General features: G+C 67.2%; 14 protein-coding genes and 1 pseudogene. 9 read left to right on the top strand and 6 right to left on the bottom strand.

Going from position 1 to position 16,381, the window contains the following annotated elements; genetic code table 11:
* Window positions 1-2 precede the first annotated feature (2 nt).
* The 3 genes and pseudogenes from A5756_RS26565 to A5756_RS22175 all read left to right on the top strand — a co-directional run.
* Window positions 3-245 (top strand): annotated as a pseudogene (locus tag A5756_RS26565) (DNA-formamidopyrimidine glycosylase family protein); the annotation flags it as partial.
* Window positions 246-398: 153 nt separating this feature from the next.
* Window positions 399-866, top strand: coding sequence for a zinc finger domain-containing protein (locus A5756_RS26560; RefSeq protein ID WP_231989271.1), 468 nt, complete (start codon window positions 399-401; stop codon window positions 864-866).
* Window positions 867-907: 41 nt separating this feature from the next.
* A complete protein-coding gene (locus A5756_RS22175) occupies window positions 908-1,657 on the top strand; it encodes an SDR family oxidoreductase (protein WP_066957500.1) in 750 nt (249 codons plus the stop codon).
* Here the strand turns inward: A5756_RS22175 and A5756_RS22170 are convergent.
* A complete protein-coding gene (locus A5756_RS22170; protein WP_066957498.1) occupies window positions 1,638-2,978 on the bottom strand; it encodes an oxygenase MpaB family protein in 1,341 nt (446 codons plus the stop codon). The genes A5756_RS22175 and A5756_RS22170 overlap by 20 nt on opposite strands.
* A 93-nt stretch (window positions 2,979-3,071) precedes the next feature.
* Between A5756_RS22170 and A5756_RS22165 the strand changes: the two genes are divergently transcribed.
* Window positions 3,072-3,647, top strand: coding sequence for a TetR/AcrR family transcriptional regulator (locus A5756_RS22165; protein WP_066957804.1), 576 nt, complete (start codon window positions 3,072-3,074; stop codon window positions 3,645-3,647).
* Window positions 3,648-3,653: 6 nt separating this feature from the next.
* Here the strand turns inward: A5756_RS22165 and pgi are convergent, their stop codons facing one another.
* The gene (gene pgi / locus A5756_RS22160) at window positions 3,654-5,318 is read right to left on the bottom strand and encodes a glucose-6-phosphate isomerase (protein WP_066957496.1); all 1,665 of its coding nucleotides are present in this window, start codon (window positions 5,316-5,318) and stop codon (window positions 3,654-3,656) included.
* Window positions 5,319-5,399: 81 nt separating this feature from the next.
* Window positions 5,400-5,732 carry a chorismate mutase gene (locus A5756_RS22155; RefSeq protein ID WP_082948241.1) on the bottom strand — a complete coding sequence of 111 codons (333 nt, stop codon included), beginning with the start codon at window positions 5,730-5,732 and terminating at the stop codon, window positions 5,400-5,402.
* 557 nt (window positions 5,733-6,289) lie between these two features.
* Here A5756_RS22155 and pcrA point away from each other — a divergent pair.
* Window positions 6,290-8,623, top strand: coding sequence for a DNA helicase PcrA (gene pcrA, locus A5756_RS22150; RefSeq protein ID WP_066957492.1), 2,334 nt, complete (start codon window positions 6,290-6,292; stop codon window positions 8,621-8,623).
* Window positions 8,624-8,737: 114 nt separating this feature from the next.
* On the opposite strand, the gene A5756_RS22145 is transcribed toward pcrA, so the two are convergent.
* The gene (locus A5756_RS22145) at window positions 8,738-9,304 is read right to left on the bottom strand and encodes a hypothetical protein (RefSeq protein WP_066957488.1); all 567 of its coding nucleotides are present in this window, start codon (window positions 9,302-9,304) and stop codon (window positions 8,738-8,740) included.
* Between the two features lies 1 nt (window position 9,305).
* Window positions 9,306-10,352 carry a M23 family metallopeptidase gene (locus A5756_RS22140; RefSeq protein WP_066957802.1) on the bottom strand — a complete coding sequence of 349 codons (1,047 nt, stop codon included), beginning with the start codon at window positions 10,350-10,352 and terminating at the stop codon, window positions 9,306-9,308.
* A gap of 323 nt (window positions 10,353-10,675) precedes the next feature.
* Here A5756_RS22140 and sucC point away from each other — a divergent pair, with 323 nt between their 5' ends.
* The 3 genes from sucC to A5756_RS22125 all read left to right on the top strand — a co-directional run bounded on the left by sucC (window position 10,676) and on the right by A5756_RS22125 (window position 14,351).
* The gene (sucC, locus tag A5756_RS22135; RefSeq protein ID WP_066957486.1) at window positions 10,676-11,839 is read left to right on the top strand and encodes an ADP-forming succinate--CoA ligase subunit beta; all 1,164 of its coding nucleotides are present in this window, start codon (window positions 10,676-10,678) and stop codon (window positions 11,837-11,839) included.
* A 12-nt stretch (window positions 11,840-11,851) separates the two neighbouring features.
* Window positions 11,852-12,754, top strand: a complete 903-nt coding sequence (gene sucD / locus A5756_RS22130; RefSeq protein ID WP_066957483.1) for a succinate--CoA ligase subunit alpha — start codon at window positions 11,852-11,854, stop codon at window positions 12,752-12,754.
* A 76-nt stretch (window positions 12,755-12,830) separates the two neighbouring features.
* Complete coding sequence (locus tag A5756_RS22125; RefSeq protein ID WP_066957482.1) at window positions 12,831-14,351, top strand: acetyl-CoA acetyltransferase; 1,521 nt, start codon at window positions 12,831-12,833, stop codon at window positions 14,349-14,351.
* A gap of 26 nt (window positions 14,352-14,377) precedes the next feature.
* Here the strand turns inward: A5756_RS22125 and A5756_RS22120 are convergent, their stop codons facing one another.
* The gene (locus A5756_RS22120; protein WP_066957480.1) at window positions 14,378-15,226 is read right to left on the bottom strand and encodes an LLM class F420-dependent oxidoreductase; all 849 of its coding nucleotides are present in this window, start codon (window positions 15,224-15,226) and stop codon (window positions 14,378-14,380) included.
* A gap of 246 nt (window positions 15,227-15,472) precedes the next feature.
* Between A5756_RS22120 and A5756_RS22115 the strand changes: the two genes are divergently transcribed.
* Window positions 15,473-16,357 carry a DUF5336 domain-containing protein gene (locus A5756_RS22115; protein WP_066957800.1) on the top strand — a complete coding sequence of 295 codons (885 nt, stop codon included), beginning with the start codon at window positions 15,473-15,475 and terminating at the stop codon, window positions 16,355-16,357.
* Window positions 16,358-16,381 lie beyond the last annotated feature (24 nt).

Here is a 16,381-nt window from a genome sequence, read left to right as displayed (position 1 = left end):
GCGTGCCCGAACTCCCCGAGGTCGAAGCCCTCGCCGACCATCTGCGCCGCCATGCCGTCGGCCTGTCGATCGGGCGCGTCGACGTCGGCGCGCTCTCTGTGCTGAAAACCTTCGACCCGCCGCTCGGCGCGCTGCACGGCCAGCCCGTGACAGGGGCCCACCGGTGGGGCAAATATGTCGGGCTGCAGGCCGGAGAGCTGTACTTGATCACCCACCTGTCCCGGGCGGGGTGGTTGCGGTGGTCGGACAAGCTGGCCGCGGCGCCGCTGCGCCCCGGCAAGGGCCCGATCGCCTTGCGCGTGCACCTGGGTACGCCCGGCGAGGCGCCCGGCTTCGACCTGACCGAGGCCGGCACCCAGAAGCGGCTGGCCGTCTGGCTCGTCGCCGACCCGCAATCCGTGCCCGGCATCGCCGCCCTCGGCCCCGACGCGCTGGAGCTCGGCGTCGACGATCTCGCCGGCCTGCTGGCCGGCAACACCGGGCGGATCAAGACGGTCATCACCGATCAAAAGGTGATCGCCGGCATCGGCAACGCGTACAGCGACGAAATACTGCACGTCGCGAAGATCTCGCCGTTCGCCACCGCGGGCAAGCTGACCGATGAGCAGCTCACCACGCTGCACGACGCGATGGTGTCCGTCCTGCGCGACGCGGTGAGCCGGTCCGTGGGCCAGGGGGCGGCCACGCTCAAAGGCGAGAAGCGCTCCGGCCTACGGGTGCATGCCCGCACCGGCCTGCCCTGCCCGGTATGCGGGGACACCGTGCGTGAAGTTTCCTTCGCGGACAAGTCTTTTCAATACTGTCCGACGTGCCAGACCGGCGGCAAGGTGCTGGCCGACCGGCGGATGTCACGGCTGCTCAAGTAGGCGACGGCCCGCGACTTGACACCTGTCGATATGCTGCCCGGATGACTCGTCAGAAGATCCTCATCACGGGTGCCAGTTCCGGCCTGGGCGCCGGCATGGCGCGAGCGTTCGCCGCCAAGGGCCGCGACCTGGCATTGTGCGCGCGCCGCACCGACCGGCTGGACGAGCTGAAAGCCGAACTGTCGCAACAGTACCCGGGCATCAAGATCGCTGTGGCGGCACTGGACGTCAACGATCACGAGCAGGTGCCGAAGGTGTTCGGCGAACTCAGCGACGAGCTCGGCGGCATCGACCGGGTCATCGTCAACGCCGGCATCGGCAAGGGCGCGAAGCTGGGCTCGGGCAAGTTGTGGGCCAACAAGGCGACCCTCGAGACCAACCTGGTGGCCGCACTGGTGCAGATCGAGACCGCGCTGGAGATGTTCAACAACGCCGGTTCGGGCCACCTCGTGCTCATCTCGTCGGTGCTCGGCAACAGGGGAGTGCCCGGGGTCAAGGCCGCGTACGCCGCGAGCAAGGCCGGGTTGAGTTCGCTGGGTGAATCGCTGCGCGCCGAATATGCCAAGGGCCCCATCAAGGTTTCGGTCATCGAGCCCGGCTATATCGAGTCTGAGATGACGGCCAAGTCGAACAGCACAATGTTGATGGTGGACAACGAGACCGGCGTCAACGCACTCGTCGCCGCCATGGAGCGTGAGCCCGGCCGGGCGGCGGTCCCGTGGTGGCCGTGGGCGCCGCTGGTGCAGGTGATGCGGGTGCTGCCGCCCCCGCTCACCAAGTGGTTCGCCTGAGTGGGTGCGGTACCGGCGTGTAATGCGCTGCGTCGCTGGTGAATTCGGGCTTCCCGTAGGTCGCCAGCCGTAGCTTGAGGAGCCCGATGACGTAGGCGTCGGTGATGTCCCGAAGCACCGGGATGCGGCTGGCGTGGCTCACGGCGGTGAAACGCCCGATGATGAAGGGCGCGGTGAGGGCGACGCGCACGAGGTCAGTCGGCCCCATTGAGACGCCCATGGCCTCGGCGATCTCACGATTTCCATTGCAGAAGGTGCGAACGAAAGTGAGCTTGCTGAAACTCTTTTCGACCGCTTCGGCGCAACGGTCGAACAGGGTGGTATCGGGGCGCAGGTAGGCCGCCATCGTGCCGCGGACGAGTTCTTGGCAGATGCTGTCGAATCCGTCGCGCAGCAGTGCCGAGCGCGCGTGCATGACGTGGATGATGTCGGCCGGTTCGGCCGGCAACAGTTCCGCCGGCAGGCCGAGCAAAAAGCAGCGGTACCTGGCGAATTCGACGACGGCGCGCTCTTCGGCGGTGAACTCCGTCCGGCCCTGTTGGCGCGCCTTGCGCGCCAACAGGTACTGGCCGATCATGCCGGCCGGCATCTGGTCGACCTGCGGCACGGGCATGCCGTACACGGCGGCATCCCACTTGTCGGATTTCTTCAGGGCGTTGTAGCGGACCATCGAGTGCATCAGCCGGACCATCGCGGCCGCCTCGAAACCGGGGCCGAAACGGTCCAGCGCACCGGGCAGGGTGGTGACCGCGAAGAAACTGGCAGTCTCGTTTACCCGCCGGGCGGCCCGCTTGCCCGAGAGTGCGCCGGTGAGGGCCATCGGCAGCGCGGCGTAGGTGTTGGTGAACGTCGCGATGAAGGCCCCCCGTGTGATGAAGGGGGCCAGCAGCGCTGCGGGGATCCGCTCTTGGCGGGCGCCCTCACGGACCAGATCGAAGTCGATCCACTCCGGGGTGGCCTCCATGGCGGCGATGAACGAAACCAGCTCCGGGGGCGCGTCGGGCACCGCCTCGATTCCCTCTCGGCAGGCCGTCTTGAGCATGTCGATCAGCTGAACGACGCTGTGCGAAGCCATCAGTGCCGCATAGGGATCGGCGACGACGTCGCCGAGCAGGGTGGCCGTGCTCATCAGCTCCACCACGCGGTCGTCTTCCAGGATCGGTGCGCGGTCGGCGATCCAGGCGGGCAGGGCCGACTCGACGTCGGGCTCCGTGGCCAGACGATCGGGCCGCCGGTCGAAGTCGAAGTCTCCATACAGGGCGGGCTGCAATTCGCGCTGGCTGCGGACTCGCTCGGCGAGTTCGGGGTAGTACGTGACCATCGCTGCCTCCCAGTAACTAACACTTCGTGAGTAAATACTCACAAGTTGTTAGTTATGCTGTCAAGCATGAGCGCGGGCAACCCGAAGCGGCGCATGACCGCCGAAGGCCGGCGCGAGCAGATCCTCGACGTCACCCACGCGATCGTCGATGCCGAGGGGTTTCACGCGGCCACGCCCAACCGCATCGCCGAGGCGGCCGGCATCAACCGGTCGTTGATCTATCAGCTGTTCGGCGACCCGGCGGGACTGTTCATCGCGCTGATCGACCGTGAGGCGGCCCGGGCCGGCGCCCAGTTCGCCGAGGCGGTCTCCGGGCTGGACGCCGTCGCCGGGGACCAGTCGCTGGTGGTTGCGTTCGACGGCGTGCTGGCCGCGGTTGACGCCCACCCGGCAACGTGGCGGCTGTTCCTGTTCCCGCCGCAGGGCGCTCCTCCGGAGTTGTATGCGCGGCTGGCCCAATCGCAGGCCGTCGTGTTGGAGTTCTTCGTCACCGAACTGCTGCGCACCAATCCCCACGTGCACGACCCCGAATACACCGCGCGGATCCTGCACGCCGCCGGACGCGAACTGCTGCAGCTGCACCTCAGTGAGCCGCAGACCGCGACCGTGGAACGCTTGCGCACCTTCGTGCGGCGGCTCGGCTCGGACGTCATGAGCCGAACGGGCTGAGGGCTGCTAGCTGGTGCGCCCGCGTTCGGTCCGGTAGCGGCGCACCAGCGCGTCGGTCGAGCTGTCGGACTGCGGCTCCGGCGAGCCGTCGGACGTGATCACCGGGAGCAGCGCTTTCGCCTGCGTCTTGCCCAGCTCCACGCCCCACTGGTCGAACGAGTCGATGCCCCAGATGACGCCCTCGGTGAAGACCTGATGCTCGTAGAGCGCGATCAGCTGGCCCAGCACCGACGGCGTGAGCCGGTCGGCCAGGATCGAGGTCGACGGGCGGTTGCCGGGCATCACCTTGTGCGGCACGATGTCGGCCGGCGTGCCTTCGGCGGCGATCTCCTCGGCGGTCTTACCGAACGCCAGCACCTGGGTCTGGGCGAAGAAGTTGCTCATCAGCAAGTCGTGCATGCTGCCGGTGCCCTCGACGGTGGGCAGGTCGTCCAGAGGCTGGCTGAAGCCGATGAAGTCGGCCGGCACCAGCCGGGTGCCCTGATGCAGCAATTGGTAGAAGGCATGCTGGCCGTTGGTTCCCGGCTCGCCCCAAAAGATTTCGCCGGTGTCGGTGGTGACCGGAGTGCCGTCGTTGCGCGTCGACTTACCGTTCGATTCCATCGTCAGCTGTTGTAGATACGCCGCAAATCGCGCCAAGTCGTTGGAGTAGGGCAGCACCGCGCGCGACTGGGCGCCCATGAAGTTGGAGTACCACAGCCCGATCAGCCCGAGCAGCGCCGGCGCATTGGACTCCAGCGGGGCGGTCTTGAAATGCCGGTCCACGATGTGGAATCCGGACAGGAAATCGGCGAAGGCCTCCTTGCCGATCGCGGCCATCACCGAGAGGCCGATCGCCGAATCGACGGAGTACCGTCCTCCGACCCAGTCCCAGAAGCCGAACATGTTGTCGGTGTTGATGCCGAAGTCGTCGACCAGGCGCTTGTTGGTGGAGACCGCCACGAAATGTTTGGACACCGCGGCGTCGCCGAGCGCGTCGGTCAGCCAGCGGCGGGCTGCGGTCGCGTTGGTCAGGGTTTCCAGCGTGGAGAACGTTTTCGAAGCGACGATGAAAAGCGTTGTGGCGGGGTCTAAGTCGGCCAAGGTGGCGATGAGGTCGGCCGGGTCGACATTGGAGACGAAGCGGGCCGAAATCCCGGCGTCGGCGTAGTGGCGCAGCGCCTGATAGACCATCACCGGACCCAGATCCGATCCCCCGATGCCGATGTTGACCACCGTGCTGATTCTTTTCCCGGTCGCCCCGGTCCATTCACCGCTGCGTAACCGGTCGGTGAAGTCGCCCATCCGGTCGAGCACGGCGTGCACGTCCTCGACGACGTTGTGGCCGTCGACGATCAGTTCGGCGTCCCGGGGCAGTCGCAGCGCGGTGTGCAATACCGCGCGGTCCTCGGAGACGTTGATGTGCGCGCCGGCGAACATCAGGTCGCGGCGCTCTTCGAGGTTAGCCGCGCGTGCCAGATCGAACAGCAGCCGCAGCGTCTCTCGGGTGATGCGGTGTTTGCTGTAGTCGATATAGAGGTCGCCGACCGAGACGGTGAGTTCCCGGCCGCGGTCGGGATCCTCGTCGAAGAACTCGCGCAGATGGGTTGCGCCGATTTGTTCGTGATGCCTGCGCAGGGCGTCCCACGCTGGGGTGGCGGTGATGTCGGGGAGGCTTTGCACGGAGGTCATAGTTCGACCCTAGTGACGGTCGCAAGCGCGGCGAAGCCGGGCGCTGCGGGCCGTCACCATCGGGCGCCGTGACTGGCGACCTCAGTGACCGAGCCGGCCCCTGCCCAACCTCAACAACAGGATCGCCAGGTCCTTGCCGTCGGGACCGAGCTCGCTGTACCGCTCGATCACCTTCATCTCGCGGCTGTGCACGAGCCGCGTGCCGCCGGATGCCATCCGGACCTTGCCGATCGCCTGAGAGACCTCGGTGCGGCGCTTCACCGCGGCCAGGATCTCGGCGTCCAACCGGTCGATCTCGTGGCGCAAATCGTCGATGTTCAACTCTTCGGCGTCGGCCGTCTGTGGGGTTTCCACCGTCTCAACCTTCATCTCTGCTGACTCCGCATTCTCGGGATGTGGGGGTTGTGGTCTCATCCGGTTTCGGGCCTCACAAAAAGAGACGAGCCCCGGTCTTGAGGAAGCGGACCACGGGGCTCTGACGAAAGCAGCTAGACCACGGGGACCGCTAACCGGTACCCGTAGAAAAATCGGCGGCAGTTCGGGGTGCAAGGCCGCCGACGGCACTGCGTGTTGAGCACCAAACGAGTGTGCCACTTAAATCGGCTCTCGCGCAAAAAGGCGTTCGTGAGCTGGCCATTACCCGGTCGACGTCCGCGTGGGGCTAGCCCGTGTTCGGTTGCGATGACCGTCCACCCCGGCTTGGCTTGCCGGGTACGGAATCCATTAACACGGCACGAAATTCGGTGTTATAGGAGATTGTGCGAGATTGACGGCGACGCAAAGTCGGGCCGCGAATATTCGCAGCTTTTATACTCGAGTCTAATTAATCGCAATTTGAAATCCGGCCGCATTTGATTGCGAAACACGCCTTTCGCCGCCCCGCTTTTGCCCGGCGGAGAACGGCCGGGGCACTAGCCTGGTGTCACGCCTGGGCGCGTTGCGTCGGTGGGCGGCGGTACGTTTGGACCAACATGAGTGTGTACGCAACCGATGCCAACCTGGCCTCCGAAGCAGATCAGTTGCTCGAAGGCCTCAACCCGCAACAGCGCCAGGCGGTGGTGCACGAGGGCTCGCCGCTGCTGATCGTGGCGGGGGCGGGCTCCGGCAAGACCGCGGTGTTGACCCGCCGCATCGCCTATCTGATCGCGGCGCGCGGCGTGGGGGTCGGCCAGATCCTGGCCATCACCTTCACCAACAAGGCCGCGGCCGAGATGCGCGAACGGGTGGTGCGGCTGGTCGGCAACCGGGCCCGCGCCATGTGGGTGTCCACCTTTCACTCAACGTGCGTGCGGATCCTGCGCAACCAGGCGTCGTTGATCGAAGGCCTCAATTCCAACTTCTCGATCTACGACGCCGACGATTCCCGCCGCCTGCTGCAGATGATCGGGCGCGACATGGGGCTCGACATCAAGCGCTACTCGCCGCGGCTGCTGGCCAACGCCATCTCCAACCTGAAGAACGAGCTGATCGATCCCGCTGAGGCGGTGGCGAAACTGACGGACGACTCCGACGACCTGACGCGCACCGTGGCGTCGGTGTACGGCGAATACCAGCGTCGGCTGCGCGCGGCCAACGCGCTGGACTTCGACGACCTGATCGGCGAGACCGTCGCGGTGCTACGGGCCTTTCCGCAGATCGCCCAGCACTACCGGCGGCGGTTCCGTCACGTCCTGGTCGATGAGTATCAGGACACCAACCATGCGCAGTACGTGCTGGTGCGGGAATTGGTCGGTCACGACGCGACGGGATCGCCCGACGATGTTGCGCCGGCGGAATTGTGCGTGGTGGGTGATGCCGATCAGTCGATCTATGCGTTCCGCGGCGCCACCATCCGCAACATCGAGGACTTCGAGCGCGACTATCCGGACGCGATAACCATTCTGCTGGAACAGAATTACCGCTCCACGCAGAACATCTTGTCGGCGGCCAACTCGGTGATCGCGCGCAACTCCGGGCGCCGGGACAAACGGCTGTGGACCGACGCCGGCGCGGGTGAATTGATCGTCGGCTACGTCGCGGACAACGAGCATGACGAGGCCAGGTTCGTGGCCGAGGAGATCGACGCGCTCGCCGACCGTGGCGAGATCACCTACAACGACGTGGCCGTGTTCTATCGCACCAACAACTCGTCTCGGTCGTTCGAAGAGGTGTTCATCCGCGCCGGCATTCCTTACAAAGTCGTTGGGGGAGTGCGGTTCTACGAGCGCAAAGAAATTCGTGACATCGTCGCCTATCTGCGGGTGCTGGACAACCCCGGCGACGCGGTCAGCATGCGGCGCATCCTCAACACCCCGCGCCGGGGCATCGGCGATCGGGCCGAGGCGTGCGTGGCGGTGTACGCGGAGAACACCGGCGCGAGTTTCGCCGACGCGCTGGTGGCCGCGGCCGAAGGCAAAGTGCCGATGCTCAATTCGCGCGCGGAGAAGGCGATCGCCGGTTTCGTCGAGCTGCTCGACGAGCTCAGGGGCCGCCTCGACGAGGATCTCGGCGATCTGGTCGAGTCGGTGCTCGAACGTACCGGATACCGGCGGGAGCTGGAATCCTCCACCGATCCGCAAGATCTGGCCCGCTTGGACAACCTCAACGAACTCGTCAGTGTGGCACACGAATTCAGCACCGACCGGGCCAACGCCGCCGCGCTGGGCGAGTCGTTGCAGGCCCCGGACGACGAAGACGTGCCGGACACCGGCGTGCTCGCGGAATTCCTGGAACGCGTCTCGCTGGTTTCCGACAGCGACGAGATCCCCGAGAACGACGCCGGCATGGTCACTTTGATGACGCTGCACACCGCGAAGGGGCTGGAGTTTCCGGTGGTGTTCGTCACCGGCTGGGAGGACGGCATGTTCCCGCACATGCGGGCGCTGGACGACCCGACCGAACTGTCCGAGGAGCGGCGGCTGGCCTACGTCGGCATCACCCGCGCCCGTCAGCGGCTGTATCTGAGCAGGGCCATCGTCCGGTCCTCCTGGGGGCAGCCGATGCTCAACCCGGAATCGCGCTTTCTGCGCGAGGTTCCGCAGGAACTCATCGAGTGGCGGCGCACGGCGCCGGCCCCGTCGTTCAGCGCGCCGGTCAGCGGCGCCGGCCGGTTCGGTGCGCCGCGCGCGGCCCCGACGCGCTCGGGTGCCGGCAAGCGCCCGCTGCTGGTGCTCGAGCCCGGCGACCGGGTGACTCACGACAAGTACGGGCTTGGCCGCGTCGAAGAGGTGTCCGGCGTCGGCGAATCGGCCATGTCTCTAATCGACTTCGGCAGCGCGGGGCGGGTGAAGCTGATGCACAACCACGCCCCGATCAGCAAACTCTAACCGCAGGGCGTCTACGAACCATTAGGCGACTCGGAATTTTGATATCGCTGGTGATATCGGGTTTGAAAGTCGCCTAATGGTCGGGCGCCGGGCCGGCAACCGCTTCGGCGCGGGTCAGGCTTCCAGCCAGCGTTTGGTTCGCGGGTGCATCGCCAGCACCACGCTGGCGATCGGGAGCAGCGGCAGCAGGTGCACTATCCACGCGACGCGGGCACCGGCGATGAACACGCCCAGGTAGGTCAGCACGGCGACCACGGCACCGGCGACGATGAGGTAGCGCCCAAAAGGCCGGTGCTGCAGCAACATGATCACGCCGGAAACGGTAGTCGTCGCGAACACCAGGGCCAGGAACGCGACGGCGATGCAAAACAGGCGGTCGGTTCGCCACCAGCCGGCGATCAGGTCCGTCGCCACCACCGACGTGGCCCACCCGCTGACGATGCTGACGGCGCAGGCGGCGACGGCCGTCCGGCCGCTCGGCTCACCCGAAGTGGCTTGGCGTCCCGCGCGAGCGGCGCCCGGGTACGGCGGTGGCTGCGGTGGGATGAAGCTCGTCGGCGATTCCGGTGTTATCGGGATCGGCCCGGTCGGTGCGCGGCGGATGATCCGCGTCTTGGAGTCCGACGGCGGAGTGGACTCGGGCGGCTGCGGACCGGGAGATGGTTGATTCGGCGCGGTCACCTCAACCAGCGTAGTTACCGACCATAAGACCCCGCTTAGCCAGCCACGGGACGGGGTCGATCCGTTCGGTGCCGCCCTGCAGCACCTCGAAATGCAGGTGCGGGCCGGTGGAATTGCCGCGGTTGCCCATGGTGGCGATCTGGTCCCCGGCCATCACGCGCTGGCCGACGCTGACCAGCGTCGTGTTGACGTGGCCGTAGAGCGTGACCGTGCCATCGGCGTGGCGGAGCTTGACCAACGCCCCGTAGCCGGCGGCCGGCCCGGAGTCGATGACGACGCCGTCGGACACCGCGTAGATCGGTGTGCCGATCGAGTTGGCCAGGTCGATGCCGGCATGCAGCACGCCCCAGCGGTAACCGAAATTCGACGTGAAGATGCCCTTCGTCGGCATCACGTAGAGCGGCTGCTGCAATCGCGCCTCACGCTGAGCGCGATCGTTGGCGTAGGCGACGCCCTTGGCGAGCTCCTGGTTGTGCAGGGCGGCGGTCGCCGCCGGCTCGAGCGCGACCACCTGGGGGCCCCGGACGGTATTGCTGTTGCCCGATCCACCGGTGAGCGCCGACGCGTTCGCGGTCAGCACGGCCTCGGTCTTGGGGGTGTCGGCATGGCTGGTGGCGGTGTGGGCCGCCGCGGCGGCCGCGCCGGCCGCCATCGCCGAGATCAGCAGGCGGCCGCGGGCCGCGCTCGTCGGCTCCTTGCGATGCTGCCCTCCGCGTCGTGCCACACCGACGACGTCGTGCGCGCGAGCGATGCGGGACTCGGCGGCGGACCTGACGATCACCCGCGGCAGCACCTCGGTGACCGGGGCGGCCAGCCACAGCGGGGCCGGGTCGTCGGCCTCGTTCAGGTCGTCGAGTTCGGGGGCCAGCAAGACCTGCGCTTCGTTGTCGAAGGTTGAGTCGTTGCTGCAGTCGAGTTCGCCGAGATCGCTGACCTCTTCGCGCCAATCCAGGTCATCGAAGTCGAAGCCGTCGAGCGGGAGGATCTCGGTGACTTCGTTGCGATGGGGCTCAATCCCTCGGCCACCGGCCGCGCGACCAACCCGCACCACACCTGCTGTTTCAGCAGTAGAAGGAGCCAAACGATGCTGGGGCAAGCTGAAATGTCCTCGTATCGTGACCATACCGTTATCTGGACCCTAGGACGGTATCCGCTGACGTGCGGAACTGGCAACCTCGTCGCGCAATCCGATTGAAATTGTGATTTGGGTCACGAACGGGGTACGCCGGGACGCGGTGAGCTGTGCCACATCGCCGGACGCGCCGGTAAAGGCCGGTAGGAGGGTCGATACAGTTCGTCCGTGCGAGTTGCCGAACGCGGCACCGCCCATCAAGAGGCCTAGTAGTTGAGTCGAGCGAAGACAGAGAGTCCATGGACCTTTTCGAGTATCAAGCAAAAGAATTGTTCGCCAAGCACAACGTACCGACTACGCCGGGGCGGGTGACCGACACCGCCGAGGGCGCTCGCGAGATCGCCACCGAAATCGGCCGGCCGGTGATGGTCAAAGCGCAGGTCAAGATCGGTGGCCGCGGCAAGGCCGGCGGCGTGAAATATGCCGCCACGCCCGAGGACGCCTACGAGCACGCCAAGAACATCCTCGGCCTCGACATCAAGGGCCACATCGTCCAGAAGCTCCTGGTCGCCGAGGCCAGCGACATCGCCGAGGAGTACTACATCTCCTTCCTGCTCGACCGCGCCAACCGCACCTACCTCGCCATGTGCTCCGTCGAAGGCGGCATGGAGATCGAAGAGGTCGCCGCCACCAAGCCCGAGCGGCTCGCCAAGGTCCCCGTGGACGCCGTCAACGGGGTCGATCTCGCGACGGCGCGTTCCATCGCCGAGCAGGGCCACTTGCCGGCCGAGGTGCTCGATGCGGCCGCGGTGACCATCAACAAGCTGTGGGAGCTCTTCGTCGCCGAGGACGCCACGCTGGTCGAGGTCAACCCGCTGGTGCGCGACCCGAAAGACCAAATCCTGGCGCTGGACGGCAAAATCACGCTCGACGCGAACGCCGACTTCCGCCACCCCGAGCACGCGGAATTCGAAGACCGTGCCTCTACCGACCCGCTGGAGCTCAAGGCCAAAGAGCACGACCTCAATTACGTGAAGCTGGACGGCCAGGTCGGCATCATCGGTAACGGCGCGGGCCTGGTGATGTCCACGCTTGACGTCGTCGCGTACGCGGGCGAGAAGCACAACGGCGTCAAGCCGGCCAACTTCCTGGACATCGGCGGTGGCGCGTCGGCCGAAGTCATGGCCGCGGGCCTCGACGTCATCCTGAACGACAAGCAGGTCAAGAGCGTCTTCGTGAACGTGTTCGGGGGCATCACCTCGTGCGACGCCGTCGCCAACGGAATCGTGACGGCGCTCAACATGCTCGGTGACGAGGCGAACAAGCCGCTCGTCGTCCGGCTCGACGGCAACAACGTCGACGAGGGGCGCCGCATCCTGGCCCAAGCCAACCACCCGCTGGTGATCCAGGCCGAGACCATGGACGCCGGTGCCGACAAAGCCGCCGAGCTGGCGAACAAGTAAGGGAGCCAAGCAATGTCGATCTTCCTGAACAAAGATTCCAAGGTCATCGTCCAGGGCATCACCGGCGGCGAGGGCACCAAGCACACCGCGCTCATGCTCAAAGCGGGCACTCAGGTGGTGGGCGGGGTGAACGCCCGCAAGGCGGGCACCACCGTCTCGCACGTCGACCCCGTCGGCAAGGACGTCGAACTTCCCGTGTTCGGCACGGTCGCCGAAGCGATCAAGGAGACCGGCGCCAACGTGTCCGTCGTCTTCGTGCCGCCGAAATTCGCCAAGGACGCGATCATCGAGGCCATCGACGCCGAGATCCCGCTGCTGGTCGTCATCACCGAGGGAATTCCGGTGCAGGACACCGCATACGCGTGGGCCTATAACCTGGACAAGGGCCACAAGACGCGCATCATCGGGCCGAATTGCCCCGGCATCATCACCCCGGGCGAGGCGCTGGCCGGCATCACGCCCGCCAACATCAGCGGCCCCGGGCCCGTCGGGCTGGTCTCCAAGTCCGGCACGCTGACCTACCAAATGATGTACGAGCTGCGCGATTTCGGCTTCTCCACCTCGATCGGCATCGGCGGGGACCCGGTCATCGGCACCACCCACATCGACGCCATCGAGGCCTTCGAGAAGGATCCTGACACCAAGGTCATCGTGATGATCGGTGAGATCGGTGGCGACGCCGAGGAGCGCGCGGCCGACTACATCAAGGCCAATGTCTCCAAGCCGGTTGTCGGCTACGTCGCGGGATTCACTGCGCCGGAAGGCAAGACGATGGGCCACGCGGGCGCCATCGTGTCCGGCTCGTCGGGCACCGCGGCCGCCAAGAAGGAGGCCTTGGAGGCGGCCGGCGTCAGGGTGGGCAAGACGCCGTCGGAGACCGCGGCGCTGGCCAGAGAGATCCTGCAGAGCCTGTAGCGGGTCGCCACCATCGACCTGGGCTCGGCGACCCCCGATTAGGCCGGGAGACGGACCTGCGGTAGATAGTTGGTCTATGAATCTCGACCCGAACACCCCCGTCGTCGTCGGTGTGGGGCAGGCCGCCGAACGCATCGACGACCCGAACTACCGGGGGATGTCGCCGGTCGAGCTGGCCGCCGCCGCGGCCCGGGCCGCCGTCGGCGACTGTGGTGTCGAGGACGCCGCGTCGGCCATCGACACCGTGGCCGGCGTCCGGCAGTTCGAGATCTCCGGTGTGATCAACGCCCCGCTGGGGCGGTCGAACAACTACCCGCGATCCGTGGCCAACCGCATTGGTGCGGCGCCCGCTCGCGCCATCCTCGAAATCGTCGGCGGACAGGGGCCGCAGCACCTGATCAGCGAGCTGGCGGGAGAGATCGCCGCGGGCCGCTCCCAGGTCGCGATGGTGTTCGGTTCGGATGCCACCTCGACGCTGCGCTACTTCGCGAAAGCCGAAGCCAAGCCCGACTTCAGCGAGACGGTCGACGGGGACTTGGAAGACCGGGGCCAGGGCATCGAGAAGCTTGTCTCGCGCTACACCGTCATGCACGGGCTGACCAGCGCGCCGATCCAGTACGCGCTGCTGGAAAACGCCCGGCGGGCCGGGACCGGCCTGGGGCCGGCGGAATACCGGCGGCGGATGGGCGAGCTGTTCGCGCCGTTCACCAAGATCGCCGCCAGCAATCCGTTCGCCGCCGCGCCGGTGGAGCGTTCGGTCGACGAACTGATCACCGTGACCGACCGCAACCGGATGATCGCGGAGCCGTACCCGCGGCTGATGGTCGCCCGCGACCAGGTGAATCAGGGCGCGGCCGCGCTGCTGATGTCGGTTGACGCGGCGCGTCGCCTCGGGGTGCCCGAGGAGAACTGGGTGTACCTGCACGGCCACGCCGACATCGAGGAACAGGCGCTGCTCGAGCGGCCCGATCTCGGGCATGCGCCGTCGCACGTGCTGGCGGTGGGTGAGGCGCTGGCGATCGCCGGCATCGGCATCGACGACGTCGCCGCCTTCGATCTGTACAGCTGCTTTCCGGTGCCGGTGTTCAACATCTGCGACGGCATGGGCATCGCGCCCGACGATCCGCGCGGCCTGACGCTGACCGGCGGGCTGCCGTTCTTCGGCGGCGCGGGCAACAACTATTCGATGCACGCCGTCGCCGAGACCGTCGCGCAAATGCGAAGGGTTCCAGGGGAATTCGGCCTGGTGGGCGCCAACGGCGGCATCCTGAGCAAGTACTCGGTCGGCGTGTACTCCACCATCCCGGCGGAGTGGAAGCCTGACCGCAGCGCGCAGGTGCAGGCTCAGGTCGCCGACTGGCCGACCTTGTCGGTCACCGAGCAGGCCGACGGCGTCGGCGCCGTCGAGACCTACACGGTGCGCCGCGACGATGGCCGCCCGACCGGGATCATCGTCGGCCGGCTCGACGACGGCAGCCGGTTCCTGTCCACCACCGAGGACGACGACTTGCTCGCGCTGCTGATCGACGGCGACCCACTCGGGCACTCGGTGCGGGTGCGCTCCTTCGACTACGGCAACCGCTGCACGCTGGCCTGACAGCCGGGTCGCGGTACGAAGGGTTCTCAGACGAGGGCGGCCAGCTTGCCCGCCAGCCGCTCGACGTAGGCGGCGATCTCGTCCTCGGGGCGGTCGGGGAGCCCGAACAGCACCTCGGTGACCCCCAGCTCGGCCCATTTGGCGAGCTTCTCGGGGATCGGCTTGAAGTCCAGCGCGACGATCTGCGGGGCGCCGTCGCGGCCGGCGGCCGCCCAGGTGTCCTGCAGCAACTTCACCGGCTCGTCGATGTCGAAGTCGCGCGGGGTGGTGATCCAGCCGTCGGCGCTGCGGGCGATCCACTTGAAGTTCTTCTCGTTACCGGCAGCGCCGACCAGCACGGGAATGTGTGGCTGCACGGGCTTGGGCCACGCCCAGCTCGGCCCGAACTTGACGAACTCGCCGTCGTAGGCCGCTTCCTCCTTGGTCCACAGCTCCCGCATGGCTTCGATGTATTCGCGCAGCATGGTGCGGCGCCTCGCGGGCGGCACGCCGTGATCGGCGAGCTCGTCGGTGTTCCACCCGAACCCGACGCCGAGGCTGACGCGTCCGCCGGACAAATGGTCGAGGGTGGCAATGCTTTTCGCCAGCGTGATGGGGTCGTGTTCGACGGGCAGCGCCACCGCGGTGGACAGCCGCACCCGCGACGTGACGGCGCACGCCGCGCCCAGGCTTACCCATGGGTCTAGCGTCCGCATGTAGCGGTCGTCGGGCAGCGAGGCGTCGCCCGTCGTCGGGTGCGCCGCCTCGCGCTTGATCGGGATGTGGGTGTGTTCCGGCACGTAAAAGGTCGTGAAGCCGTGTTCGTCGGCAAGCTTCGCGGCCGATGCCGGAGAGATGCCGCGGTCGCTGGTAAAAAGCACAAGCCCGTAATCCATGGAGAGAATTAGAACGTGTTCTACCTGCGCTGAGCAAGCCGCCGTCGTGGCGGCACGGATCGGCGTCCAAGCCGGTGGCCACGGCACCGGCGTTCCGAAGTGCGCTAGCGTGGTTGATCGATCGCGTCGCAACGCAACCGCCGGGCACGGCGTTTTATGGAACGGCGCGCCCGCAAGCACAGCGTCGCGACGCAACTGTGGCGCCCGCAAAGGCACTTCAAGGCACTGGAAGCAACAGGAGGAGCCATGACCTACTCGCCCGGTAGCCCCGGATATCAGCCCGCATCGCCCGGGGGCTCCTACTCAGGTGCCACGCCGTCGTTCACCAAGGACGACGACGGCACGACGAAGCTCCCGCTTTACCTGAACATCGCGGTGGTCGTGCTCGGCCTGGCGGTATATCTGCTGAACTTCGGGCCGACGTTCACCATCGGCTCCGAGCTCGGCCCGGGCGTCGGCGGACGCGCCGGTGACGCGGGTACGGCGGTCATCGTCGCGGTGCTGGCCGCGCTGCTCGCGGGGCTGAGCCTGCTGCCCAAGGCCAAGACCTACGCCGGAGTCGTCGCGGTCATCGCGGTCCTCGGTGCGCTGCTGGCCGTCACCGAGACGATCAACCTGCCGGCCGGCGTCGCGATCGGCTGGGCGATGTGGCCCCTGGTCGCGTGCAGCGTGCTCCAGGCGATCGCCGCCGTCGTCGTCGTCCTGCTGGAGGCGGGCGTCATCACGGCGCCTGCGCCGCGGCCCAAGTACGACCCCTACGCCCAGTACGGCCAATACGGCCAGTACGGGCAGTACGGCCAGCAGCCCTACTACGGTCAGCCTGGCCAGCAGCAGCCGCAGCACCCCGGGTACGGGTCGCAGTACGGCGGCTACCCCGCCAGCCAGGCCCCGACCCAAAGCGCGGTTCCGACCGGCGGTTTCGGTGCCCAGCCGCAGTCCGGGCCCCAAGCGACCGCGCAACAAGGACCGTCCACGCCGCCCACCGGATTCCCCAGCTTCAGCCCGCCGCCCGCGGCCGGCTCGGGGTCCGAGGGTTCGGCGCCCAACTACTCCAGCCAGGGCGGGGGCCAGCAGCCGTACGGCCAGGAGCAGCAGCCGCCCTCGTCGCCGTCTGGTCCCGCGCCCTCCTAACCGTGCGCCCTCGCGCCTAGTCGG

This window comes from Mycobacterium sp. 852002-53434_SCH5985345 (genome assembly GCF_001667155.1).
In the GTDB taxonomy this organism is placed as follows: domain Bacteria; phylum Actinomycetota; class Actinomycetes; order Mycobacteriales; family Mycobacteriaceae; genus Mycobacterium.
This window is presented reverse-complemented; position numbering and strand designations above follow the sequence as displayed.